Genomic DNA, 23351 nt, shown 5'->3' on the forward strand with positions numbered 1-23351 from the left:
GGTTAGGCAAGCAGCTGAGCGGGGAGGCAACAACCGCACCAGCTCCAAAACGGACGATACGGCTACGCATTGCGTCCGAATTCGGTAGTTTTGACGGTATGCAACCTGACGAAACCTCTACCGCGCACAATTCTTCCCGGGCCCCGGAGCCCGTAGGCCTGTACCCGCACGCCCGCCGGGTGGGCAACCTGCTGTTTTTGTCGGGGGTGGGGCCGCGGCAGCGCGGGCAGAAAGCCATTCCCGGCGTGGAGCTGTCGGAAGATAACAAAGTTCTACGCTACGATTTCGAAAGCCAGTGCCACGCCGTGTTCCAGAACGTGCGCTACATCCTGGAAGAAGCCGGCTCCCGCTGGGACGACCTGGTGGACGTAACCGTGTTTTTGACCAACATGAAGGACGACTTTGCCACCTACAACCGGCTCTACGCCGAGTACTTCCAAACCAACCAGCCCTGCCGCACCACGGTCGAAATCAACTGCCTGCCCACCCCCATTGCCATTGAGCTTAAATGTATTGCCGTAGTGGGCGAAGGCCGCTAAAAGTATTGTTGAGTCACTATATTGCCGAATGAAGAAAAGTATACCATTCGTGCTGGCCAGCCTGTTTGGGGCCGAAGAAGTAGAAGCCCAGAGCACCCGCCCCGATACGCTACGGGCCATCAGCCTGAGTGAAGTGGTGGTGTCGGCCAACCGGGTGCAGGAGCGCAAGGCCGATATTCCCCAGCAGATTGACGTACTGCCCGCGGCCCAGATTCGGCTGCAAAACCCGATGAACACCGCCGACGCCCTGCAGAACACCGGGCAGGTATTCGTGCAGAAGTCGCAGTTTGGCGGCGGCAGCCCGGTTATCCGGGGCTTCGAGGCCAACAAGATTCTGCTGGTAATCGACGGGGTGCGGATGAACAACGCCATTTACCGGGCCGGCCATTTGCAGAACATTCTGACCACCGACGCCAATGCCGTCGACCGGATTGAGGTGCTCAGCGGCGCGGGCTCGGTTATCTACGGTACCGACGCGCTGGGCGGCGTTATCAGCATCCTGACCAAGAACCCCCGGCTTGCGGACAGCACCACGGCCACCCAGCCGCGGGTGGGCATGAGCAGCTTTGTGCGCTATGGTACGGCGGCCAAGGAAAAAACGGCCCACACCGACCTGAGCCTGGGCTGGCGCAAGTTTGGCTCCCTGACCAGCATCACCGCCTCCGACTTCGACGACCTGCGCAAGGGCCGCCGCGACTATAAGTCATTCCCCGGCTTCGGCGAAAACCTGCGCTACGTGGAGCGCCAGGACGGCAAGGACGTGGTGGTGCCCAACGACAACGTGAACATTCAGCGGGAGTCGGGCTACCGGCAGCTCGGGGTGCTGCAAAAGTTTCTCTACCGGCCCAGCGCCACCCAGCAGCACACCCTGAACGTGCAGTACTCCACGACCTCCAACGTGCCGCGCTACGACCGGCTGCAGGAGTACCGCAATGGGAATCTGCGTTTTGCCGAGTGGAACTACGGCCCGGAAAAGCGTTTTTTCGCCAGCTACCAGTTTCAGTACTCCCGCCCCACGGCCTTCTTTGACATGGTCCGTTTTACGCCGGCCGTGCAGAAGGTAAATGAAAGCCGGTTGTCGCGGGCCTTTGGCAACGTCAACCGCGACGAAAATTTGGAGGAAGTCAAAATTGGCTCCGTCAACCTGGACCTGTTCAAGCAAATCGGTCGGCACGAACTGCGCTACGGGGCCGAGGCTACCCGCAACAAGGTGGAAAGCGTGGGCCGCCGCGTCAACATCGACAACGGCGCAACCATCGGCATTGCCACGCGCTACCCCACCGGCTCGACCTACGCCACTACCGGCGTGTACGCCTCGCACAACTGGGAAATTACGCCCCAGCTGATTCTGTCCGACGGGCTGCGCTTCAGCACCGTCAAGCTCAAGGCCAACTTCAACCCTGAGTTCTTTAAGTCCAGCCTGCTGAATTCCGACCAGAAGTCGTCGTCGCTCAACGGCAACCTGGGCCTGGTGTGGATGCTGCCGGTGGGCTTCCGGGTGAGCGGCTTGGTGTCGACGGGCTTCCGCAACCCCAACCTGGACGACGTGAGCAAGACTTTCGAGCAAAACAACGGCACGCTCATCGTACCCAACCCCGACCTGAAGCCCGAGCAGATTTTCTACCGCGAAGCCGAAGTCTCGCAGACCATCGAAGGCAAGCTGCACGTGGCCGTTACGGGCTTCTACAGCACCCTGACCGACGCCATTGTGGTGCGGCCCTACACCGCCCCCGACGGCTCGACGACCACCGTGTACAACGGGCAGCCCTTCACGACGGTAGCCAATACCAACGCCAACAAGGCCCGCGTGTACGGCTTCAGTGGCCGCTTCAACGCGGCGCTGCTCAACCACTGGAGCACCCAGGCCTCGGTAACCTACACCAAGGGCCGCGTGCTGACCACCGACGTGCCGCTGGACCACATTCCGCCGGTATACGGCCGTGGGGCCATAACCTACCAGAACCGCAAGCTCACGGCTGAAGCCTCCATGCTCTTCAACGGCCGCAAAGGCCTGGCCGATTACAGTCCCTCGGGCGAAGACAACCTGGGGCAGAACACGCCGGTGGGGGCCCTGGGCTGGCAAACCTTCAACCTGCGCACCACCTACCAGATTACCCGGAGCTGGAGCGTGCAGTCGGGCCTGGAAAACATTCTGGACCAAAGCTACCGGCCCTTTGCCTCGGGCATCAACGCGGCGGGCCGCAATTTCTACCTGACGGTGCGCTTTGAGCGGTAGTCGCAAAAAGAAGCAGCCATAGCCGGGGTGGGAGTGTTACTTTTGACGCTCTCACCCTTTTTTGCGTCGTGCCCGTAGCCTCCTCCGCCTTCCGTCCGCTGACCGTTGCTCCCGCCGAGCTGTTCGCCGAAAACCTGGCCGCCCACACCGCCCAGGAGCAGTATTACGCCGGGCGGCACCGGGTTGTGGCCTGGGTGCGGCTGGCGGCTTTCGGGGCCAGCGTTGCGGCCGTGTGGCTGCTGTTTGCGCGCGGGCAGCTGGGGGCGGCCTTTGCCGTGGTGGCGGTGGCCTACGTTGTTTTCCTGCTGCTGGTGCGCTGGCACAACGCCGTGGGCTACCAGCGGGAGCATTACCGGTTGCTGGCCCAGCTCAACCAGGACGAGCTGCTCCGCCTTGAGGGCAAGCTCACCGGCTTCGACGCCGGCCTGCGCTACCTCGACGCCCAGCACCCCTACGCCGCCGACCTCGACGTATTCGGGGCCCACTCCTTGTATCAGCTGCTGAACCGCACCACCTCCCGCCTGGGCCACGACTGGCTGGCGGGCTGGCTGCTGGCGCCGGCGCCGCCGACCGTAATTGCGCAGCGGCAGCAGGCCGTGGCCGAGCTGGCGCCCGACGTGGCCTGGCAGCAGGAGTGGCAGGCCCGGGCCCGGCACTACCCCAAACAAGATGCCGACCCGCGCACCTTCACCGAGTGGCTCCGGCAACCCGATTTTTTCCGGGGCAAGGGCTGGCTGAAAGTGCTGCTGCTGGGGTTGCCGCCGGTGGCCGTGGGCAGCGTGGCCCTGTGGCTGCTGGGCTACTCGGCCTGGCCGGCGCTGGTGGCCGTGCTGGTGCTGGGCGGCCTCAACGCGGTGTTTGGCCGGGCCCGGGCCGAATACTTCCGCCACAGCAGCTCCATGCGCGACGCCCTGCGCGCCACTCGCGACCAGCTGGCCTGGTTTGAGGCCCAAACCTGGACTTCGCCCCGCCTGCGCGAGCTGCACGCCACCGTGCACGCCGGAGCCAGCCAGCAGCCCGCCTCCGCCTTACTTGGACAACTCTCGCGCATCACCGGCCTGTTTTCGGCCCGGGAAAGTCCGCTGGTGGCCATTATTCTCAACAACCTGCTGCTCTGGGACCTGTGGTGCATGTGGCAGCTGGAGCGGTGGAAAACCCGCCTCGGCGGTCAGCTCGACGCCATGCTGGAAGTAGGAGCCGAACTGGAGGCGCTGGTGAGCCTGGCCGGGTTTCAGGCCGCCAACCCCACCTACGCCACGCCCGAGCTGAGCCCGACCCCGCTGGAAGTCACGGCTACCGGGCTGGGCCACCCGCTGATTTTTGCCCGGCAGCGCATCACCAACGACTTCAGCACCCAGGGTGCGGGCCAGACCGGCGTGATTACCGGCTCGAATATGTCGGGCAAAAGCACTTTTCTGCGCACTGTGGGCCTGAATATGGTGCTGGCCCAGGCCGGCGCGGCCGTCTGTGCCCGGCAGCTGCGCCTGGCTCCGGCCCAGGTATACACCGCCATGCGCACCCAGGACAACCTGGCCGAAAGTACCTCCTCGTTCTACGCCGAGCTCAAGCGCCTACGCCTGCTTTTACAATTAACATTTAACAATGACCAATTAACAATTAGCAGTCAGCAATCAACGGCTACCCATCAACCGGCAACTGACAACGAGCAACCAACAACGAAGCCCGTTTTCTATCTGCTCGACGAAATCCTGAAGGGCACCAACTCCCTCGACCGGCACCGCGGGGCCCAGGCCCTGATCCGGCAGCTGCACGAGCGCCAGGCCAGCGGCCTAGTCAGCACCCACGACTTGGAGCTATCGGCCATGGCCGAGGAGCTGCCCGGGGCCGTGACCAACTACAGCTTCAACAGCACCATCGAGGGCGACGAAATCCGCTTCGACTACCGCCTCACGCCCGGCCCCTGCCGCGAGTTCAACGCCAGCAAGCTCATGCAGCTCATGGGCATAGAAGTGAAGTGGTGAAATTGTGAGTTGTCGTTCTGTTGTATACTCGGCCATTCCTTTTCAACGCTCGGCTGGAACTGCCGTAAGCAACAACCCGCACTGTGCAAGTGCGCATCAGGGGAGAAATCTGGTAGACCAGACTAGATTATAACTCACTAATTTCACCACTTCACCATTTCACCATAAGTGTACATCCGGGAGAATATTCGTTGGCGCGTTATCTGGAAATATGCCTGGCGCAGCGTGCTGCTGTTCACGCTGTATTCCCTGTTTGTTTGCTTTTTGTACGCCGGGGTGGGGTTGCGTTTCTTCGCCATTCCCTGGCAGCCGGTGGCCACGCTCGGTATTGCCGTGTCGTTTTACATTGGCTTCAAGAATAATGGTTCCTACGACCGGTTCTGGGAAGGGCGGCAGCTGTGGGGCGGTATCGTGAATGCCAGCCGCACCTGGGCCATCAAGGCCCTGGAGTTTGTGACCTCCGTGGTGGACGCGCCCAACGTGGACGCTCCCGCCGCCAGTGCCGCCGAGCTCAGCCACCGCCACCGCCAGCTCGTGTACCGCCACATTGCCTGGTGCAATGCCCTGCGCATTCAGCTGCGCCGCCAGCCCGAATTCTGGGACGAGCAAGTGGCGCCCTTTCTCGACGAGGATGAGTCGGCGGTGATGCGGCTGAAGCAAAATCCGGCGGCCCACCTGCTGCGCATACAGGCCGCCGAACTGCGGATTCTGCGTGAGGAGCGAGGCCTGCTCAACGACTTCCAACACGTGTCGATGGTCGAGACGCTGGAGCAGCTCTACACCCTGCAGGGCGGCTGTGAGCGAATTAAGAATACGCCGTTTCCGCGGCAGTACGCCTTCTTTAGCTACGTCTTCGTCTGGCTCTTCATTGCCCTGCTGCCCCTGGGCCTGCTGGGGGAGTTTGCCAAGCTCGGCCCGTCCCACGTCTGGCTCACGGTGCCGTTTTCGGTGCTCGTATCCTGGGTCTTCAACACGATTGAAGTGGTAGGCCACACCAGTGAGAATCCCTTCGACAACCAGATGAACGACGTGCCCATGACGGCTTTGTGCCGCAGCATCGAAATTGACCTGCGCGAAATGCTGGGCGAAACCGAACTGCCCTCCCGCCTCGAGCCCATTGAGGATATTCTGTACTAGCCCAACGGTGGCGTGGATTCGGGTTTTGGTGTAATTGGCAGATTGTTAAGGTAATAGATGAGCGGCAAGCTGGGCTGGCAAGCACCGGTGTGGGCCGGCCGTTTTGGCGCTTTGGAGCTGCCCGGCCAAGTTTCAAGGGTGGAGCTTGGCGGCAGATGGCGGGTGGAAAAACGGGGGGCTACAAATTGTAATAATCTAATTTGTAGTAGGATAAGGAAACTATTAATTTAGTAATGAGCGTCTTACGGCTGAAAATAATATATTCGGGCCGTATACTATTCGTGGTCAGAATCGTATTTGACTACCACCTCAAGCAGTGCTCTGTTGCTGCCGGCCCTCGGGCTTTTCGCTCTGTTTTCCGCCCTGAATACCCCCGTCTTGCCAAACCCGCCAACCATTCTTGAACGTTACGCATGGAAGTTTATCGTGAGATTCTGCCGGAAAGCTATTTGCTCATTCTGGCCGATGACGTGCCGGTTTCACCCGAAAACGAGGACGATGCCCTGGACCGGGCGCTGAGCCGGGCCGCCCGCAGCGGCAAGTCCAGCGTCTGGGTCGACTGCAGCCACCTGCACCACCTGCCCTCCGATGCGGCCGAGCTGCTCACTTACTATTACCACAAGCTCAGCAAGCACGGCATGAGCCTGGTGCTCTGCCACCTCAGCGACGAAATTCGCGGCGAGCTGGCCGCCCTGGCGCCTTCGCTCAGCATTCCGATTGTGCCCACATTGCTCGATGCCGAAACCTACTGCCGGCAGCACGTCAACCAGCGCGACGCCCACACCGACGCCGCCTAAGCCCCCACACTCCAATTTTACCGGGCCCTTTCCCTGGCGGAAAAGGCCCGGTTCGTTTTGAGACTCAGCGTCCTTAGCTCCGGCCCCGCTTAGCCGCCGCCAAATTGGCCGCCGGGAGCTGGGCCGTTTTGCCAACAGCCCTTACCTTGCCGCCCGTATAAGGCTCCTGAACCGCCCACCGAGCCCGGCGGGCAACCACGCGGCAATGAACGAGCAAACCCGGAAAATCCACTACTTCTTCTTTGGACAGGATTTCTCCGACGGGCTGCGCATCACCTTCGCCATTCTGCTGCCGGCGCTGGTGTTTTCCTGGCTTGGGCAGTTCGAAACCGGCCTGACCCTCTCCACCGGGGCCGTGTGCATCAGCATCACCGATTTGCCGGGGCCCATCGAGCACAAGCGCAACGGCATGCTCTACGGCAACCTCTGCCTTTTCCTGGTGGGGCTGCTGACCGGACTCCTCAACCACTCCAACTGGCTGCTGGGCCTGGAAGTGGCCGGGCTGACCTTCGTCTTTACCATGTTTCTGGTGTACGGGGCCCGGGCCGGGGCCATCGGCTCGGCGGCCCTGCTGGTCATGATTCTGAACATGGACAAGCCCCTGACGCCGGCCCAGGTGCTGCCCCACAGCTTGCTGCTGCTGGCCGGCGGCGTGTGGTACACCGTCCTCAGCCTGCTGCTCCACCAGGTGCGGCCCCACCGCGCCGCCCGCCAGGCCCTGGCCGAGTGCATCCACGCCATTGCCCAGTTTCTGACCATCAAGGCCGACTTCTACACCCTCGATACCACCCTCGACGAAGATTACCGGCACCTGGTGGCCCAGCAGGTGGTCGTCAGTGAAAAGCAGGATGCCGTGCGGGAAGTGCTGTTCAAGAGCCGGCAGATTGTGAATGAGTCTACCAGCCGGGGCCGGCGTCTGGTCGTCACGTTTATCGACGTGGTGGACCTCTACGAGCATATCACGGCCACTTATTACGACTACGCTGCCCTGCGCGCCCAGTTTGGCCACACCGGCATCCTGGGGGAAGTGGCCGAGCTGATCCGGCACATGGCCGTGGAGCTGGACCACATCGGGGCCGCCATTCAGGCCAACCGGCCCTACACGACCCGGGCCGCGCTAAAGACCCAGCTCGAAACCCTCAAAGCCCGCATCGACGCCATCGGGGAGGAGGGTTCGGCGGGCAGCAACCTGGTGCTGAAGAAGATTCTGGTGAATTTGCGCAACCTCACCCAGCGCGTGAATGATATCCTGAACTACTTCGACTCGGCCAAAACCGGGCAAACCTACGGCCGGGAGCTGGAGTACTCCCGCTTCGTCTCGCACGACGAAGTCGACCTCAAGTCCATCCGCGACAACCTGACCTTCAGCTCCTCGGTGTTCCGGCACGCCATCCGCATGACGCTGGCCTGCTCGGTGGGCTTTCTGGCCTCCAAGCTGCTGTTTCCGGGCTACCACAGCTACTGGATTCTGATGACGACGACCTACATGCTCAAGCCGGGCTTCAGCCTGACTAAGGAGCGCAACTACCAGCGGATTCTGGGCACCTTGGCCGGCGGCGTCATCGGGGTGCTGATTCTGTGGCTGATTCCCGAGAAAACCGTGCAGTTTGCCCTGATGGTGGTGCTCATGGTCATTTCCTACAGCTTCCAGCGCACCAATTACATCGTCACCGTCACCTGCCTCACGCCCTTCATCCTGATTATGTTCAGTTTGCTGGGCGTGGGCTACTTGGGCGTCATTGAGGAGCGTATCACCGACACGTTTATCGGCTGCGCCATTGCTTTTTCGGCCGGCTACCTGCTGTTTCCCAAGTGGGAGGCCGACCAGCTCCAGGTGTTCATGCGCGACGTGCTGCAGGCCAATCTGAACTATCTGCTCAAGCTGGCCGAAAGCATTTCGGGCGTGGCCTACCGCCAAACCGACTACAAGCTGGTGCGCAAAAACGTCTACGTCAGCTCGGCCAACCTCTCGGCCGCGTTTCAGCGCATGCTCTCCGAGCCCAAAAGTACCCGCCGCAACAGCTCGGAAGTGCACGAGTTTGTGGTATTGAACCACATTCTGGCTTCCAATATTGCCTCTATTACTTCCACAGCGCCAGGGCAGCCGCTGGTGCCAGCCACCCGCAAGCCGCTGCGGCAGGCTCTGCTGGGGCTGGCGCGCAGCCTTAAAAAGCTCGACGAGCAGGCCCAGGAATCCGCCACCGACTTTCTGACTGCCGAGCCCGAGGCGTTTCCCAAGCAGGTGCTCACGCCCGAGGAAAACCTGCTGCGCGAACAGCTGGAGTTTATCCAGAAAATCAGCAGCGACATCAGCAAAACCACCGAGGCCATTCTGGCGAAGTAGCGGCTAGCTGGGTAGTGGGGCCGAGGCTCGGGGTGGCTGTGGGCGGACCTTGACGAAGTAGCGGTAGTACAGAAAATCGTACACCAAGGCCATAAGGGTATAAAGCGCCCACGAGGCCAGCTTATCTTGGCTGATCCGGCCTTGGGCGCGAGATGCAGCAAAGCTGAGAGCCAAGGGCACCCCGCCCAGCAGCAGATAAACAAACCAAGGGCGTTTCTGCGGAAACAGTATTCGTATTGTCAACTGGTAAACTATGGCGGCAAAAGCGTAGGCATACCAGTAGCGGAACAGCTCCAGCAGTGGCATAGCCAGTAGCGTTCCTATCCATTTCCTGATGGGTTCATGCAGCAAGCTTTTCCACGAAGTCCAACTCAGTCTTGGAGTACACATCCGCAGGTAGGCAGCAAGCATGGCACTTAGCAGAATAAGCTGCAGCTGCTTCCAAACGGGCCTCATAGCTGGTCGTAGATACGTTAGGCAATAGCGGCCACGAAGCCAGGCTGTACTCTACAGGCCGTGGTCGAAGGCGAACTGTAGTAGAGCGGCCATGTTGGGCAGTTCCAGCTTGTGCATGATGTTGCGGCGGTGGGTGCCCACCGTGAATTCCGACAGCGAGAGCCGGTCGGCAATGTCGCGGGTGGTGAGGCCGGCCCGGATCAGGCCCACAATTTCCCGCTCCCGGCTCGAAAGCCGGTGCAGGCGCAGCAGGGGCTCGGTAGTAGAGCCGGCCGCGGGAGCCGCGCGGCGGGACCCGAGTGGAAACACTTTCTGCCCGGCATGTACGCTCCGGATGGCTTCGAGCAAGTATTCCGCATCGGCCGATTTGGCCACGAAGCCATGGGCTCCGGCGGCGGCCACCCGCTCAATCAGCTCCGGGGAGGCGGCCGTGCTGAAGACCAGCACCCGCAGCGGCGGATACTGCTGCAGCGTGGGTAGCAGCGTCAGGCCGTCGGGGCCGGGCAGGTGCAGGTCGAGCAGCACCACGTCGGCGGGCAGCGTGGTGGGCGTGGCCTTGCTCAGCCATTCCAGCAGCGCCGTGCCCGAAGCCAGTTGGCCTACTACCATCAGGTCGGGTTGGCCGGCAAACAGCAACGCCAGACTCTGGGTAAGCATCAGGTGGTCGTCGACGATAAGCAGGCGGCAAGGACTAGAGGGCATGCAGGAGCTAGGCGTAAAGAACAAGCGGGGAAGCTAGTTAGCAAGGAATTCTGACAACAATGCTACTACCGTGCGGGGAACTATCGATGTAGAGCTGGCCGCGCAGGTAATCGGCCCGGGCCCGTACCCCGCGCAGACCGATGCCGGGGTGGCGGGCCGGCTCCCGGAAGCCCCGGCCGTTGTCTTCCACCATTATTTCCAGCTCCGTGGGGTGGCGCAGCAGCTGCACAGCAATGTCGGTGGCCCGGGAGTGGCGAATGGCGTTGTTGAGCAGCTCGGCGGCAATGCGGTAGGCGGTTTGCTGCATGTTGGTGGGCAGCTCGTCTACGCCAGCGTCGCAGTAGGTACGCACGGCGGGGCTGCCGTGCAGGTTGTGGAGCTTGCCCAGGGAGGCCACCGACTCGCTCAACGTGCCCAGGCCCGGCTCGGTGGGCAGCAGCGTGTGGCTGTAGGTGCGCACCTCGTCGCGCAGGTGGCGCAGCAGCAGCTCAGTGTGCTGGCCCACGGCCGCCGCGGCCGGCGACGTAGCCAGGGCCTCGCGCATGGCCGGGCCCTGCCAGGCCATGTGCAGGGCCGCCAGGTTGGGACCCAGCGCATCGTGTAGCTCCCGGGCCAGCTGGGCCCGCTCCTCTTCCTGGGCCGCAATCAGGCGGGCACTTTGGGCGTTGCGTTGCCGCAGCTGTCGAATCCTCAGCTTTTCGTTTTGGCGCAGCGTGTGCCGAAACCGGCCGGTGAGCAGGCCGCTGAGTACCAGCAGCTCCAGCACCAGGCCCCAGGCCAGGGCGTTGGGGCGCACTAGGTTGAAGTTGGTCAGCCCCAGGTGATTCAGCCAGAACAGCATAAAGCCCACGAAGAAAAAGAAGTAGGTCAGGGCGTAATAGGCGCCCAGCTGCCGGCGCCGGCGCGACAAAAGCACGCTCAGCAGCGTAACCCAGCTATACAATGCCAGGCCGCCCAGCAGCACTTCGCGCAGCCCGTTGAGCACGGTGGGGTAGGTGGGGCCAGCTTGCACGGCCTGCGGAAACAGCACGGCATACACCACTACGAAGCCAGTCGCCAGGCCCGCCAGCCAGTTGCCCAGGCGGTAGAGACGGGGCCAGCCGGCCCGCAGGCGCAAAAAGGACTGCATGATCTGCACGCCGCAGACCGCGGCCAGCAGCAGGAAGTTGAATTGCCCTACCGACCATACCAGCCGATACAGCAAGTCGGGCAGCACCCAGGCGTCGAAGCCGTCTTCCATCAGCAGGAAAAGCGTGATGCACACCACGTACACCACGTACCAAATGTGGATTCGGTCGCGCAGGAAGGTGAACAGCACCAGGTTGAACAGGGCACTGCTCACGTAGAAGCCCAGCAGCCAAATCCAGTGCCGCTCGAACGGCGCCTGGACTTCCGAGGCCAGAAACTGCTCGGTCGTCTCGATGTAGGTAGGCAGGTACAGCGCCCCGGCCCGGTGGTCGACGCGCAGGTAGAGCACGGCCCGCTGCCCGGCTTCCAGGATAAAGGGAAAACTCAGGGACCGGGCCGGAAAGGGCCGTTTGTCGGCTTCCTGCCAGGAGCTGGCCTGCACCCGCTGAAACTGCTCGTAGCCGTGGGGCCGGAAGTAGAGCGTGGCGCTGTCGGTAAAATTGTAAATGCTCCAAACGTAGCGGCTGCGCTGGGCCGAGGTGTTGGCCACGGCAATGCGCACCCACACGCGCTGGTGCAAAAAGCCCAGACTAAGCGCCTTGTGCCAGCGCCCCGTCTGGAAGGCCCCGGCGCGCCAGAGGCTGTCGGCCCGCTCGGGACTGGGCTTCACCGCAAACGGCTCGGTGTAGTAGCGGTACACCTCCGACACGTGCCGGTGGTTTTCGTCCTGCAGATACAGCGTGTCGAGCACGGTTTGGTCTTCGGTGGTCTGGGCCCGGGCGGGCCGGCAGCAGCCCAGCAGGATAAGGCAAAAAACGAGCAGGCGAATGGGCACGGGGAATAGAAGCAGTAGGGTGGAGCAAATAAGCAGAAAACGGCAGCTGGTATAGTACTGCCCTCGAGCTGACTACGTTGCGCGGGGACATCATCTGCTATCCTTTGCCGCTTCGAAACGCCAACGGCCCGCCTTCCAAAGAAAAGCGGACCGTTGGGAAACAGAACAGGAAAGCAACACCTACTTAGCCGCCTGGGCTTCGGGCTTGAGCGTGCGGCCCAGCCATTCAAAGAACACCCGCTGCCAAAGCACCGCGTTCTGGGGCTTCTGAATCCAGTGGCCCTCGCCGGGGAAGTACAGAAAGCGGCTCGGAATGCCGCGCAGCTGGGCCGAGCCGAAAGCTTCCATGCCCTGGTCTTCGGGCACCCGGAAGTCTTTGCCGCCGTGAATCACCAGAATCGGGGTGTCCCACTTGCCCACGAACTGCTGGGGGTTGAAGTCGGTGTAGCTCTTGTGCTGCGGCATTTCCCAGGGCGCGGCCCCGATGTCGTGCTTGGCAAAGAACATTTCCTCGGTGCTGGGGTACCAGCTGGTCAGGTTAAACAGGCCGGCGTGGGCAATAAAGGTTTTGAAGCGACCCTCGTGGTGGCCGGCCAGGTAATACACCGAGTAGCCGCCGTAGGAGGCGCCCACGCAGCCGCGCCGGTCCTTGTCCACAAACGGCTCCTTGCTCACCTCGTCGATGGCCGAGAGGTAGTCCCGGATGGGCTGCCCGCCCCAGTCGCCGCTGATGCTGTTGTTCCACTCGGTGCCGAAGCCCGGCAGGCCGCGGCGGTTGGGCGCCACCACGATGTAGCCGTTGGCGGCCATGAGCTGGAAATTCCAGCGGTACGAAAAGCTCTGGGTAACCGGGCTCTGCGGGCCGCCCTGGCAGTAAAGAAGGGTCGGGTACTTCTTGGCGGGGTCGAAGCCGGGCGGGTAGATGACGTAGACCAGCATCTGCTTGCCGTCGGTGGTCGTCACCTGCCGGCTTTCCACTTTGCCCATGGTCAGGCCGGTCAGCTCTTCTTTATTAATCGTGGTCAGCGGGGTTTCCTTGCCGGTTTTCAAATCCACGCGCACCAGGTCGGCGGGGCTGCTGATGGTGGTTTTGTTGGCAACTACCTGGTCTTTGCCGGCCAGCTCAAACGAGTTATAGTTCTGGGCGCCCTTGGTCAGCTGCTTCACCTTGCCACCCTTGCTGGGCACCGCGAAAATCTGGTCGGTGCCCTGAATGACGCTGGCGAAGTAAATGGTTTTGCCGTCGGCGCTCCAGCGGATGTTGGCTGCCGCCTGCTCCGAGCCCTTGGTAATATCCGCGCGCTGCTTGGTCTTGAAGTCGTACACCACGATGCCGTTGCGGTCCGACTCGAAGCCCGGCGTGGCCATACTCAGCCAGGCCACCTTCGAGCCGTCGGGCGAAAACACAGGCTCGGTGTCGTAGCCTTCCAGGCCTTGGCTCAGGTTTTCGGTTTTGCCCTCCCGGATGCTGTAGAGGTAGATATCGGAGTTGGTGCTTTCGGCCTCGGCCTTGCCCGTGAGCTTGCGCGAGGTGTAGGCCACCGAGTAGCCGTCGGGCGAAAACGCCAGCTGCTCGGAGCCGGCCAGGGGCTGCAGGGGCGCGTCAAACTTCTCTCCCTGCATGGCGTCCTTGCCGTAGCCGGTAGGCTTGCCGTCGGTGCCCACGGGCTGGAAAAACACGTGCGAGACTTTGTAATCGTCCCACACGTTCCAGTGGCGGTAGTTCAAATCGTCGATGATGCGGGCGTCGGCCTTGGGCAGGTCGGGGTACCAGTCCTTCACTTCCTTGCCCGTTTTCACGTCCTGGGTGTAGAGGATGAAGTTGCCCTTGGGGGCGTACTTGAGGTTGCTCAGGCCCTGGTCCGGGAACTGGCTGAGCTGCTGCTTGCCCGAGCCGTCGGCGTTGATGACGTAGAGCTGGTCGGTGCCGCCCTCGCCCGAGAGAAAGGTCAGCTTGCCGTCGGGCCGCCAGTTAATCGTGTTTTCCGACACGGCGGGCGTGTTGGTGAGCTGCCGCACGGCCCCGCCGGCCACGGGTACCAGGAAAATATCGGCGCTGCCTTTATTGTCGCCCAGGCTGTAGCGCGTCACGGTGAAGGCCACGGTTTTCTGGTCCGGCGACACCTGCATTTCGCCCAGGCGACCCAGCTGCCAGAGCTTTTCCGGCGTCAGCACCGATTGTTGGGCCGCGGCGGCCAGGGGAAGGAGGGCCAGCGCGGTAAGGAAAGGTTTTCTCATTGGGAAACGTGGAAATGGGAATTGCTCAGGAAAGGTAGAAAAACTTCGTCTGCTGCCGGCAGAGCCCCGGCGGCATCCCCTTATTATGTGGTTGATACTGAAAAATATAGCCGATACATTTAGCCTATTCGCCGCCGCTCTTACCACCTCCGCTATGAAAACCGCACTTCTTATCCTGCTCCTGGCTGCTGCTCTCCCCGGACTGGCCCAGACGGCCGCTGTTACGGCCCCGACCGCGCCGCAGCCCAGCATGAAAATGCCGCCCCCGCCGGCGGCCCTGCCCGAAAACGCCACGGCGGCCCAGAAAGCCGAGTTTGCGCGCCAGTACCTCGATTGGGAGCGGCAGCGCTGGAACTTCCTGCTCACCGACTCCACCGCCCGGGCCCGGATCCTGAACGAGGCGCCCAACACGCTGCTCGTCGAGGCCGTGAAGGGCCATAAGGCCGGCACCGCCCTGGATGTGGGCATGGGCGAAGGCCGCAACGCGCTGTATCTGGCCCAGCAGGGCTGGCAGGTCACCGGCGTCGATATTGCCGACCAGGCCCTGGCCTACGCCCAGAAAAAGGCCCAGGTCCTGCACGTCAAGCTCACCACCGTGCAGCAGGACGCCGACCAGTACGACTGGGGCCAAAACAAGTGGGACCTGATTGTGCTGTCCTATGCCGGGGGCCGCGAGTATGCCCAAAAGGTGCTGCAGGCCCTGAAACCCGGGGGAATGGTGGTGCTGGAAGGCTTCCACAAGGATGCCACCCAGGTCATGAAAATCGGGGACGGGGTGGTCTACGGCACCGATGAGCTCAAAAAGCTCTACAGCGCCGCCGGCCTCAAAATCGTACGCTACGAGGAGCCCCTGGGCACCGCCGACTTCGGCAAGCGGCAGGTGCGGTTAGTAAAGCTCGTTGCCCAGAAGTAAGCCATGAAACAGCTCCTGATTAGTCTGGCCCTTCTTGTGCTGAGCACCACCGTAGCCCGGGCCCAGCAGCCCACGCCGGCCGCTCCGGCCACCGAGCAGCAACAGCAGCGCGAGAAGTGGAACAAGGTGCTGACCGGCAAGCAGGCCGGCTACGCCTTCAACGAAAAGCCCAACGCCCTACTGGCCGCTGCCATCAAAGGCCGCCCGCCCGGCAAAGCCCTGGACCTGGGCATGGGGCAGGGGCGCAACACGATATTCCTGGCCCAGCAGGGCTGGGACGCCACCGGCATCGACCTGGCCGACGAAGCCGTGGCCCTGGCTGAGCAGCACGCCCGCCAGGCCCACGTCCGGATTCACTCCCTGGTGCAAAGCGTGGGCGACTACGACTTCGGCACCAACCGCTGGGACCTGATTGCCTGCATTTACTTCGGCCCCCGCGACTACCTGCAGAAAATCAAGGACTCGCTCAAGCCCGGTGGTCTATTTGTGCTGGAAGGAGCCGAGCAGGGGGCCACCAAAACCCAGCAAATCGGGAGCAGCGTGGTCTTTACCGCCGACGAGCTCCGGCAGATGTTTGCCGGCTACAAGATTCTGCGCTGCGATGTGCAAGAAGGCATCAGCGACTTTAAGCTGACCAAAACCCCGCTGATTTATTTCGTCGCGCAAAAGCCCTGACCGTTTGGGGCGCTACCTTGCGCCCATGCCCGATTTTCGTCTTCGCGTTTTTCAGTCGGTGGCCCGGCACCTGAGCTTTACCAAGGCCGCCCAGGAGCTGTTTATCACCCAGCCCGCCATTACCAAGCACATCCGGGAGCTGGAGCGCAGCTACGGGCAGCGCCTGTTTGAGCGCCGCGGCAACCGCGTAACCCTTACCGAAGCCGGCCGCCTGCTGCTGAGCCACGCCGACGCCGTCGAAACCCTGCACCAGCAGCTCACCGACCAGCTCCACGGCCTGCACGCCGAGGCTGCCGGCCGCCTGCGCCTGGGCGCCAGCACCACCCTGGCCCAGTACGTGCTGCCGCCCATTTTGCCCGGCTTTCAGGCCCGCTACCCCCATGTCGAGCTAATCTTGCACAACGGCAACTCCGAGCAGATTGCCGAGGCCCTGCTCTACGGCCACATCGACCTGGGCTTCGTGGAGGGCCAGGTCAAAAACCGGGACCTGCACTACGAGCCGCTGATGGATGACGAGCTGGTGGCCGTGCGCTGTGCCACGGCAGCCGGCCCCCCGGCGGAGCCCATGCCGCTGCAAAAGGCCCTGGCCCACCCGCTGGTGCTGCGGGAGCGGGGCTCAGGCACGCTCGAAGTGCTGGAGTTTGCCCTGAAAGCCCACAAGACCAAGCTCTCCGACCTGAAAGTAGCTTTGTACCTGGACAACACCGAAGCCATTAAATCCTACCTGGAAGCGGCGCCCGGCTGCCTGGGCTTCGTCTCCAAACGGGCCCTGCACAAGGAGCTGGAGGCCGGCCGCCTTGAAATCGTGCCGGTGCAGGATTTGGCCCTGCCCCGGCAGTTTGAGGCCGTGTGGCTGCAGGGTCAGCCCCTGCCCGTGCCTGCCCGGCGATTTTTACTCTATGCCCAACAGGTATTCGAGAATATTAGTATAACCTGAGGTAATTACCGATAATCATTTTTGATTATTGAAAGGGGAGGGGGGAGCGTACTTTTGGGGCACTTATTGCTCCCGCCCCACCCGTGAAAGTTTCCCACTCTGCCCCGCCCGTACTGCCGCACCCCGAACACGCCCGGAGTGCTTTTGCCGCTTTTCTGGCCCACCCCTGGCCGGTTTTGGGCACTACCGTCACGGCCCGGCAGCTGCTGTTTGCCCTGGCCGTGCTCGTGTGCGTGTCGCCGCTGGGCTCCCCGCCGCTGGCGTTGGTGCTGGGCCTGGTAGTGGCCCTGGCCATCGGCAACCCGTTTCTGGCCCAGAGTCGGCGCGTTACCAGCAAGCTGCTGCAGTGGTCGGTCATCGGGCTGGGCTTCGGTATGAACGCCCACGCGGCGGTGCAGGCCGGCCGGGAAGGCATTCTATTCACCATTGCTTCCATCACCGGCACGCTCACGCTGGGCTACTTCGTGGGGCGCTGGCTGAAGCTGAATCCCAAGACTTCCCACCTCATTGCCAGCGGCACGGCTATCTGCGGGGGGAGCGCCATTGCCGCCGTGGGCCCGGTACTGAAGGCCGATGAGTCGCAGATGTCGGTGGCCCTGGGTGCGGTGTTTATTCTCAATTCCATTGCCCTGTTCGTGTTTCCAATGCTGGGCCACGAGCTGCACCTGAGCCAGAACCAGTTCGGCCTCTGGTGCGCCATTGCCATCCACGATACCAGCTCGGTAGTGGGCGCCGCCAGCCACTACGGCGACCAGGCCCTGCAGATTGCCACCACCGTGAAGCTGGCCCGCGCCCTGTGGATTATCCCGGTGGCCCTGGGCACGGCTGTCCTTTTCAAAACGCCCGGCGCCAAAGTCAAGCTGCCCTACTTTATTCTGGGCTTTATCGGGGCCATGCTGCTCAATACCTACGTGCCCGCCCTGCAGCCCCTGGCGCCGGTGGTGGTGAAGCTGGCCAAAATCGGGCTGACGCTGACCTTATTTCTGATTGGAGCCGGCCTCTCGGCCCAGGTGCTGCGCTCGGTGGGCGTGCGGCCCTTCGTACAGGCCGTGCTGCTGTGGCTGGTCATTTCGGGCGCCTCGCTCTACGCCATTTTGCACACAGTCAGCTAGCGGCTGCAGTGGCGCAACTTGCAAACGCAACCTCGCGACTCAGAGTCGCGCCAGCTGCCTTAAAAGCTAAAAAGGGCCACTCCCGCGCGGGAGTGGCCCTTTTTAATACTGCGTTCGGCTAGTAATCTTACTTATCATCGGCTTGCTTGCGGCCCGAGCCGCTTTTTTTGCCGCCGCCGTCGTGCTTGTTGACGGTGGCCCAGGCCCGGCGCTCGGCTTCGTCTTCCGAGAGGCCGCGCTTTTCGTAGCCTTCTTCAATGTGTTCAGCCTGCCGCTTCTGCTTGTCGGTGTAGGCCGATTTGTCTCCTCTTGGCATGATTGAAAAGTCGTTTGGTGGAGGTGAAACGCCCCGTGGCGTCCGAAAAAACTATACGCGGCCCCGGTCGGGGTGTTATGTCGAGCTTGGCCGAAGGGAGTTGCCGGCCGCTGCCTATCTTCGCCCATTCAACACTCTGTCACTCTTTTGCCGCTATGCGCCAGCTCGCCGATATTCCGCATCCGGAAGCCAAAATCACGCTCTTTTCCTGGAACGGCAAATACCTCATCAAGCTCGAAAAAGGTCCTTTTGAGCAAACCTACAAGGTGAGCGAAATGGACGTGACCAGTGAGGCCGACGTGCGTGAGCTGCTCGACGCGGAATTCATTGCCGCCGCCGTGCTGCGCTTTTCGCAGATGCGCCAGGATTTGCAGGCCGCCTTCGAACGGCACGATATTTACTAGTCCGCGCCCCGGACGCCACTTTTTGCCTGATATTCTTCCCCTATGAAATTCTTCTTCGCCACTCTTCTGCTGGCCGGCCTGGTTGGCTTGGCGGCTCCCCGGGCCAGTGCCCAGCTCTACGACGCCCGCACGAGCAGCGTCAACTTCGAGAAAAAGGAGCGGGCCGCCGTCAAGGTGCAGGTGGAAGGCACCGCCGCCTGGACCCGCGACTTCTGGCAGTCCTGGATTAAGGACACCTACAACATTCGCCTCAAGGGTGACGGGGTGTTTGGGGTCGGCAAAAAGGACGTGCTGGTGGCCAAGCAAACTCCCGCTTCGAGCGTGTCGGGCAAGCTCATCGACTTCTATTCCATGATTACCTCGCCCTCGGACACCACTTCCGAGCTGTCCATCTTCGCCGCTTTCGGCCCGGATACCTTCCTGGACCCCGATAAAACCACGACCGAGTTTGCCGCCCTGCGCAGCATGGCCCAGAGCTTTGCCACTGCCGCCCGCCAGAAGGCCTACAAGGAGAAGATTGCCGAAGCCGAAAAGCAGCTGAAGGAGGCCGAAAAGGAAAAGGAGCGCCTGCAGAAGGAAATTACCACGCTCGAGGCTAATACGACCAGCAACCTGGCCCGCATTGAGGCCCTAAAGCAAACCAACGCCAGCAACACCCTCAAGGCCCGCGAAGACTCCGTTAAGCTCGTCACCAACGGCCAGCAGATGGAGCTGCGCAAGATCCAGCTGCAGAAGCGGCGTGACCGTTTGTCGGCTCTGGAACGTAAATAACCCGCTCTCTGGCCCCAACCGCTGCCTTGTATGGAAAAAGACCCGTCTCCCCTCGATACCCTGCGCCAGCTCAAAGAGTGGCTCGACGCGGGCACTATTACCCAGGCCGAGTTCGACACGCTGAAGCGCAAGCTGCTCTTTAGCGAACAAACCCCCGGCGCTGCCGCTCCCTCACCGCCCCCGGCTGCCCCGCCGGTGCCCCCAGTCGTGACGCCGCCGGCCGCGGCCGTTCCGCCCCTGGGCAGCCTGGCCGATACGCCCCCCGCGCCGCCGGTGGTAATGACGCCCCTGGTGTCGGAGCCCGAGCGGCCCGTGACGCCGCCCATTGCGGAGCTGCCGCCGGTGCCGCCCACGGTTGCGCCGCCCGTGGTACCTATCAACCCGGTACCGCCCACCGAAACCTACAGCTACACCCGGGAGCGGCCCGCCGAGTCCATTTACACCAACGCCCCGACGGAAAGCTTCGAAGCCAACGAGCTGCCCGACGAGCCCGATGAGACGCCCTACGTGGCTCCGGCCCGCAACCCGCTGTCGACGGTACTCATCGTGGGGGGCATTCTGGCTTTGCTGGCCCTAATTGCCTACCTCACGCTCGGCAACCGGGAGTCGGAGCACCTGAGCAGCCAAAGCCGCACCGAGGCCGACAGCGTCAGCACCACGCCCGAGGTGGGCCCCCAGGCCGAGCAGATTGACCTGCCGCCCGCCGCAGCCCCCGAAACCGTGCGGGTAGCCCCGGTGGTGCCGCCCACTACGGCTCCAGCCCCGGACACGGCCACTACCGCCCCGGCCTCGGCGGCGCCCACCGAAACCACGCCCGCCGCCCCGGCTCCCGACGACAGCGCCGTGCGCAGCCGCATTGAAAGCACGTTGTCGGCCTACTACGAAGACCTCAAAGCCGCGCCATTCAGCGCCACCCAGTACTTTTCACCCTCCGTCGAGCGGTTCTACACTTTGCAGAACACTACCCCGGCGGCCATCAACGAGGAGCTGACCCGCAGCCACTTCCCCGAGTTCCTGGAAGCTTCTACCGAAATCGAGCCCGGCAGCCTGCAAATCAGCGACCCGGCCAACGACGGTTCGCGCGTGGTGACCTTCCTGGAGAAGAGCCAGGCTTTCCGCCAGTCCCAGCAAAAACACCAGCAAACCCGGGCTCAGGTGCGGGTCCGCTTCGACAAAAACTACAAAATCAAGTCCCTGCGCCAGGAACGCCTGTTGGAAAACACCTTCACCGACTAGCCTGACTGACTAGCGCCCCAGAAAGAATAGCTCCCGCAACCGGCTTGCGTGAGCTATTTTTGTATTCCAGCCCTTGTTTGTCATGCGTATTTCCGTTTTAACCCGGCCCTTGTATGTAAGCGCGGCGCTATTGGCCTTGAGTGGCCTGAGCTCCTGCCTGAAGGTTATCAAGCCCGGCAAGCAATTCACCGCCTACCGGCCCGCCACCGCCCCCGACTACGCCCAGCCTGACACCTGGGCCGCCCTGCCCACCCGCCGTGATTCGGCTGACGTGGTGCCGCTGGGCTCGGGCCTGCGCGACAACCAGAAAACTGCCGTGGCCGACGTGTTCTACGTGCACCCCACGACCTACTACAAAAGCTTTTCCTGGAATGCCGACCTTTCGGATGAGCGCCTGAACCGCTTCACCGACAACAGCACCATCCGCAAGCAGGCCACCGTGTATAACGCCGCGGCCCGCGTCTACGCCCCGCGCTACCGCCAAGCCACGCTCTATTCGTTTTTCGACGAGAAAAGTACCAATGGCAAGGAAGCCCTGGACCTGGCTTACTCCGACGTAAAAGCGGCTTTTCAGTATTATCTGGCGCACTACAACCAGGGTCGACCCATCATCATTGCCGGTCACAGCCAGGGCACCTTCCACGCCACGCGCCTGCTCCACGAGTTCTTCGACCACGACCCCAAGCTCCGCAAGCAGCTCGTGGTAGCCTACCTCATCGGCTTCAAAGTCAAGACCGACGAGTACCAAACCCTGCGCCCCTGCCAGGATTCCACCCAAACTGGCTGCTACGTGGGTTGGAACTCCGTCGAAACCGGCAACGAGTACCCGCCCTTCGCCGGCGGCCTGGCTACCAACCCCCTCACCTGGACCCTCGATACTGCCGCGGCCCCGGCCCGCTTGAATAGAGGCGGAGTGCCGCTGGCTTTCAACCGAGTTGACACGGCCGTCGTCGGCGCCCAGGTGCACAATGGTTTGCTGTGGATCAACGTCCCCCAACCCATCGGCTACCCGCGCTTTTTGCTGCCCGGTCAGCCCCAGCTCCGCCATTCCTTCCACATTGCGGATTACGCCCTGTTTTACCTCAATCTGCGCCGCAACGCCGTAACGCGGGTGCAGGCCTATACCGCCCAGCCCCAACGCCCGTAAAGCTTTCCTATGAAGAATATAAACTGGCCCCGCGTCCTGATTGGCCTGCTGTTTTTGCTGTTGCTGGCCGCGCTGGCTAAGAACCTGGTGGGCGGCCTGAACCGCCGGAAGCACATGAGTCCGGCTACTCAGAACCGCTGATTAGTCTGCTGTTGGTATTACTCTGGCAAGCTCCTGTATATAGCAGTGCCTAATAGACCAAAACGAATCAGACGGCGCCTGTTTACGCAATACTTCATATTCTTGCCAAAGGTGCTCCTCAATGAAGCCTTGGAAATCAATGGCTGAGTAGAACGCTAATTTCTCCAACCATCTGGCAAAAAGGCCGATTTCCCTCACAAGTTGGTAATGTCTATACCACGATACTGGATTGTAAATCCTAAGATCATCTGATGCGCAGCAGATAGCAATCAGTTTGAAGCCATGTTGTATAACAGCGCGTAATGCATACTTCTTATCCTCCGTCATAACTACGAATTAGCAAGGAAACTTAACGCACACAAAAAAGCCCCGCCGGCTTAACGCCAGCGGGGCTTTTCTATTATTAAACTTAAAGCTTAGGCACCGATTGCCACGCGCTTGAAGTCGGTTACGGTCATGCCTTTCGACGTTTTGTCGAGCAGCTGAGCGATGGTCAGCGAGTTGTCTTTCACGAACTCCTGGTTCAACAGGGTGTTTTCCTTGTAGAACTTGTTGAGCTTGCCCTGAGCAATTTTCTCCAGCATAGCCTCGGGCTTGCCTTCGGCACGCGCCTGCTCTTTGCCGATTTCGATTTCGCGCTCGGTAATCGAAGCGTCCACACCGTCTTTGTCAACGGCAACGGGCTTCATGGCTACGATCTGCATGGCTACGTCGCGGCCCACGGCGGCGGTGTCGGCACCACCTACGTTCTTCAGGCCTACGAGTACGCCTTTCTTGCTGTCGGAGTGAATGTAGGAAGCTACTTTCTCGGCGGTCAGGGTGGCGTAGGTCAGGTTTAGCTTCTCGCCGATTTTGCCCATCAGGTCGGTGATGTGCTCCTGAATGGTCAGGCCATCTTCTTCCTTGGTAGCCAGCAGCTCTTCCTGCGACGTAGCGTTGGTGCGCACGGCAGCATCCAGGATGCGCTGTACCAGCTCGCGGAAGGAGGCAACTTTAGCTACCGATTCCGTTTCGCAGGCCAGAGCTACCAGCTTGCCGGCGGTGCCGTCTTCGCTTACGGCTACGGCTACAAAGCCTTCCGACGTTTCGTTGTCAGCACGCTTGTCAGCAATTTTCTGACCCTGCTTACGCAGAATGTCACGAGCTGCTTCGAAGTCGCCTTCGGCTTCGGTCAGCGCTTTTTTGCAATCCATCATGCCTGCACCGGTCATGGTGCGGAGCTTGTTCACGTCTGCGGCGGTAATTGCGGCCATTTTGTGAGAGTTAAGAGGAGGGGTTGTTATGAGAATAGAACCGGCCAGAATA

At 61.8% G+C, this 23351-nt stretch carries 21 protein-coding genes; 15 read left to right on the plus strand and 6 right to left on the minus strand.

From position 1 onward, the window contains the following. Positions 1 to 98: 98 nt before the first annotated feature. From CLV45_RS15400 to CLV45_RS15425, 6 genes are all read left to right on the plus strand, one after another. Positions 99 to 539 (plus strand): RidA family protein, encoded by a 441-nt coding sequence (locus CLV45_RS15400; protein WP_100337350.1) that lies wholly within the window; start codon positions 99 to 101, stop codon positions 537 to 539. 28 nt (positions 540 to 567) lie between these two features. Beyond that, positions 568 to 2775 (plus strand): TonB-dependent receptor plug domain-containing protein, encoded by a 2208-nt coding sequence (locus tag CLV45_RS15405; protein WP_100337351.1) that lies wholly within the window; start codon positions 568 to 570, stop codon positions 2773 to 2775. A gap of 68 nt (positions 2776 to 2843) precedes the next feature. Continuing rightward, positions 2844 to 4757: a MutS-related protein gene (locus CLV45_RS15410; RefSeq protein ID WP_245882881.1), complete on the plus strand. Its 1914-nt coding sequence runs from the start codon at positions 2844 to 2846 to the stop codon at positions 4755 to 4757. A gap of 225 nt (positions 4758 to 4982) precedes the next feature. Next, positions 4983 to 5894 (plus strand): bestrophin family protein, encoded by a 912-nt coding sequence (locus CLV45_RS15415; RefSeq protein WP_245882882.1) that lies wholly within the window; start codon positions 4983 to 4985, stop codon positions 5892 to 5894. Positions 5895 to 6307: 413 nt separating this feature from the next. Beyond that, positions 6308 to 6691, plus strand: a complete 384-nt coding sequence (locus CLV45_RS15420) for an STAS domain-containing protein (protein ID WP_100337353.1) — start codon at positions 6308 to 6310, stop codon at positions 6689 to 6691. Between the two features lie 205 nt (positions 6692 to 6896). Further along, positions 6897 to 9035 (plus strand): FUSC family membrane protein, encoded by a 2139-nt coding sequence (locus tag CLV45_RS15425; RefSeq protein ID WP_100337354.1) that lies wholly within the window; start codon positions 6897 to 6899, stop codon positions 9033 to 9035. A 3-nt stretch (positions 9036 to 9038) separates the two neighbouring features. Here the strand turns inward: CLV45_RS15425 and CLV45_RS15430 are convergent, their stop codons facing one another. From CLV45_RS15430 to CLV45_RS15445, 4 genes are all read right to left on the minus strand, one after another. Continuing rightward, the gene (locus tag CLV45_RS15430; protein WP_157807549.1) at positions 9039 to 9446 is read right to left on the minus strand and encodes a hypothetical protein; all 408 of its coding nucleotides are present in this window, start codon (positions 9444 to 9446) and stop codon (positions 9039 to 9041) included. A gap of 96 nt (positions 9447 to 9542) precedes the next feature. Continuing rightward, positions 9543 to 10193 carry a response regulator gene (locus tag CLV45_RS15435; protein ID WP_100337356.1) on the minus strand — a complete coding sequence of 217 codons (651 nt, stop codon included), beginning with the start codon at positions 10191 to 10193 and terminating at the stop codon, positions 9543 to 9545. A gap of 37 nt (positions 10194 to 10230) precedes the next feature. Continuing rightward, positions 10231 to 12156 (minus strand): sensor histidine kinase, encoded by a 1926-nt coding sequence (locus CLV45_RS15440; protein WP_100337357.1) that lies wholly within the window; start codon positions 12154 to 12156, stop codon positions 10231 to 10233. Between the two features lie 180 nt (positions 12157 to 12336). Further along, positions 12337 to 14394, minus strand: coding sequence for a S9 family peptidase (locus CLV45_RS15445; protein WP_100337358.1), 2058 nt, complete (start codon positions 14392 to 14394; stop codon positions 12337 to 12339). Between the two features lie 154 nt (positions 14395 to 14548). Between CLV45_RS15445 and CLV45_RS15450 the strand changes: the two genes are divergently transcribed. The 4 genes from CLV45_RS15450 (at position 14549) to CLV45_RS15465 (ending at position 18031) form a co-directional block, all read left to right on the plus strand. Then, positions 14549 to 15307, plus strand: a complete 759-nt coding sequence (locus CLV45_RS15450) for a class I SAM-dependent methyltransferase (RefSeq protein WP_157807551.1) — start codon at positions 14549 to 14551, stop codon at positions 15305 to 15307. 3 nt (positions 15308 to 15310) lie between these two features. Next, on the plus strand, positions 15311 to 15982 hold the full coding sequence (locus CLV45_RS15455) for a class I SAM-dependent methyltransferase (protein WP_100337360.1): 672 nt from the start codon (positions 15311 to 15313) through the stop codon (positions 15980 to 15982). Between the two features lie 25 nt (positions 15983 to 16007). Further along, positions 16008 to 16919, plus strand: a complete 912-nt coding sequence (locus CLV45_RS15460) for a LysR substrate-binding domain-containing protein (protein ID WP_100337671.1) — start codon at positions 16008 to 16010, stop codon at positions 16917 to 16919. Between the two features lie 83 nt (positions 16920 to 17002). Next, positions 17003 to 18031 carry a YeiH family protein gene (locus CLV45_RS15465; protein ID WP_245882883.1) on the plus strand — a complete coding sequence of 343 codons (1029 nt, stop codon included), beginning with the start codon at positions 17003 to 17005 and terminating at the stop codon, positions 18029 to 18031. A gap of 127 nt (positions 18032 to 18158) precedes the next feature. Here the strand turns inward: CLV45_RS15465 and CLV45_RS15470 are convergent, their stop codons facing one another. Further along, complete coding sequence (locus CLV45_RS15470; protein ID WP_100337361.1) at positions 18159 to 18347, minus strand: hypothetical protein; 189 nt, start codon at positions 18345 to 18347, stop codon at positions 18159 to 18161. 155 nt (positions 18348 to 18502) lie between these two features. Here CLV45_RS15470 and CLV45_RS15475 point away from each other — a divergent pair, with 155 nt between their 5' ends. The 5 genes from CLV45_RS15475 (at position 18503) to CLV45_RS25485 (ending at position 22046) form a co-directional block, all read left to right on the plus strand. After that, positions 18503 to 18751 (plus strand): hypothetical protein, encoded by a 249-nt coding sequence (locus CLV45_RS15475; RefSeq protein ID WP_100337362.1) that lies wholly within the window; start codon positions 18503 to 18505, stop codon positions 18749 to 18751. Between the two features lie 42 nt (positions 18752 to 18793). After that, a complete protein-coding gene (locus tag CLV45_RS15480; RefSeq protein ID WP_100337363.1) occupies positions 18794 to 19522 on the plus strand; it encodes a hypothetical protein in 729 nt (242 codons plus the stop codon). A gap of 30 nt (positions 19523 to 19552) precedes the next feature. Continuing rightward, positions 19553 to 20758, plus strand: a complete 1206-nt coding sequence (locus CLV45_RS15485) for an SHOCT domain-containing protein (protein ID WP_100337364.1) — start codon at positions 19553 to 19555, stop codon at positions 20756 to 20758. A gap of 82 nt (positions 20759 to 20840) precedes the next feature. After that, a complete protein-coding gene (locus tag CLV45_RS15490; protein WP_157807553.1) occupies positions 20841 to 21905 on the plus strand; it encodes a DUF3089 domain-containing protein in 1065 nt (354 codons plus the stop codon). A gap of 9 nt (positions 21906 to 21914) precedes the next feature. Then, positions 21915 to 22046 carry a hypothetical protein gene (locus CLV45_RS25485; protein ID WP_262496887.1) on the plus strand — a complete coding sequence of 44 codons (132 nt, stop codon included), beginning with the start codon at positions 21915 to 21917 and terminating at the stop codon, positions 22044 to 22046. 416 nt (positions 22047 to 22462) lie between these two features. On the opposite strand, the gene tsf is transcribed toward CLV45_RS25485, so the two are convergent. Then, positions 22463 to 23299, minus strand: a complete 837-nt coding sequence (gene tsf, locus CLV45_RS15500; RefSeq protein WP_100337367.1) for a translation elongation factor Ts — start codon at positions 23297 to 23299, stop codon at positions 22463 to 22465. Positions 23300 to 23351 lie beyond the last annotated feature (52 nt).

This window comes from Hymenobacter chitinivorans DSM 11115, from assembly GCF_002797555.1.
GTDB classification, from domain to species: Bacteria; Bacteroidota; Bacteroidia; order Cytophagales; family Hymenobacteraceae; genus Hymenobacter; species Hymenobacter chitinivorans.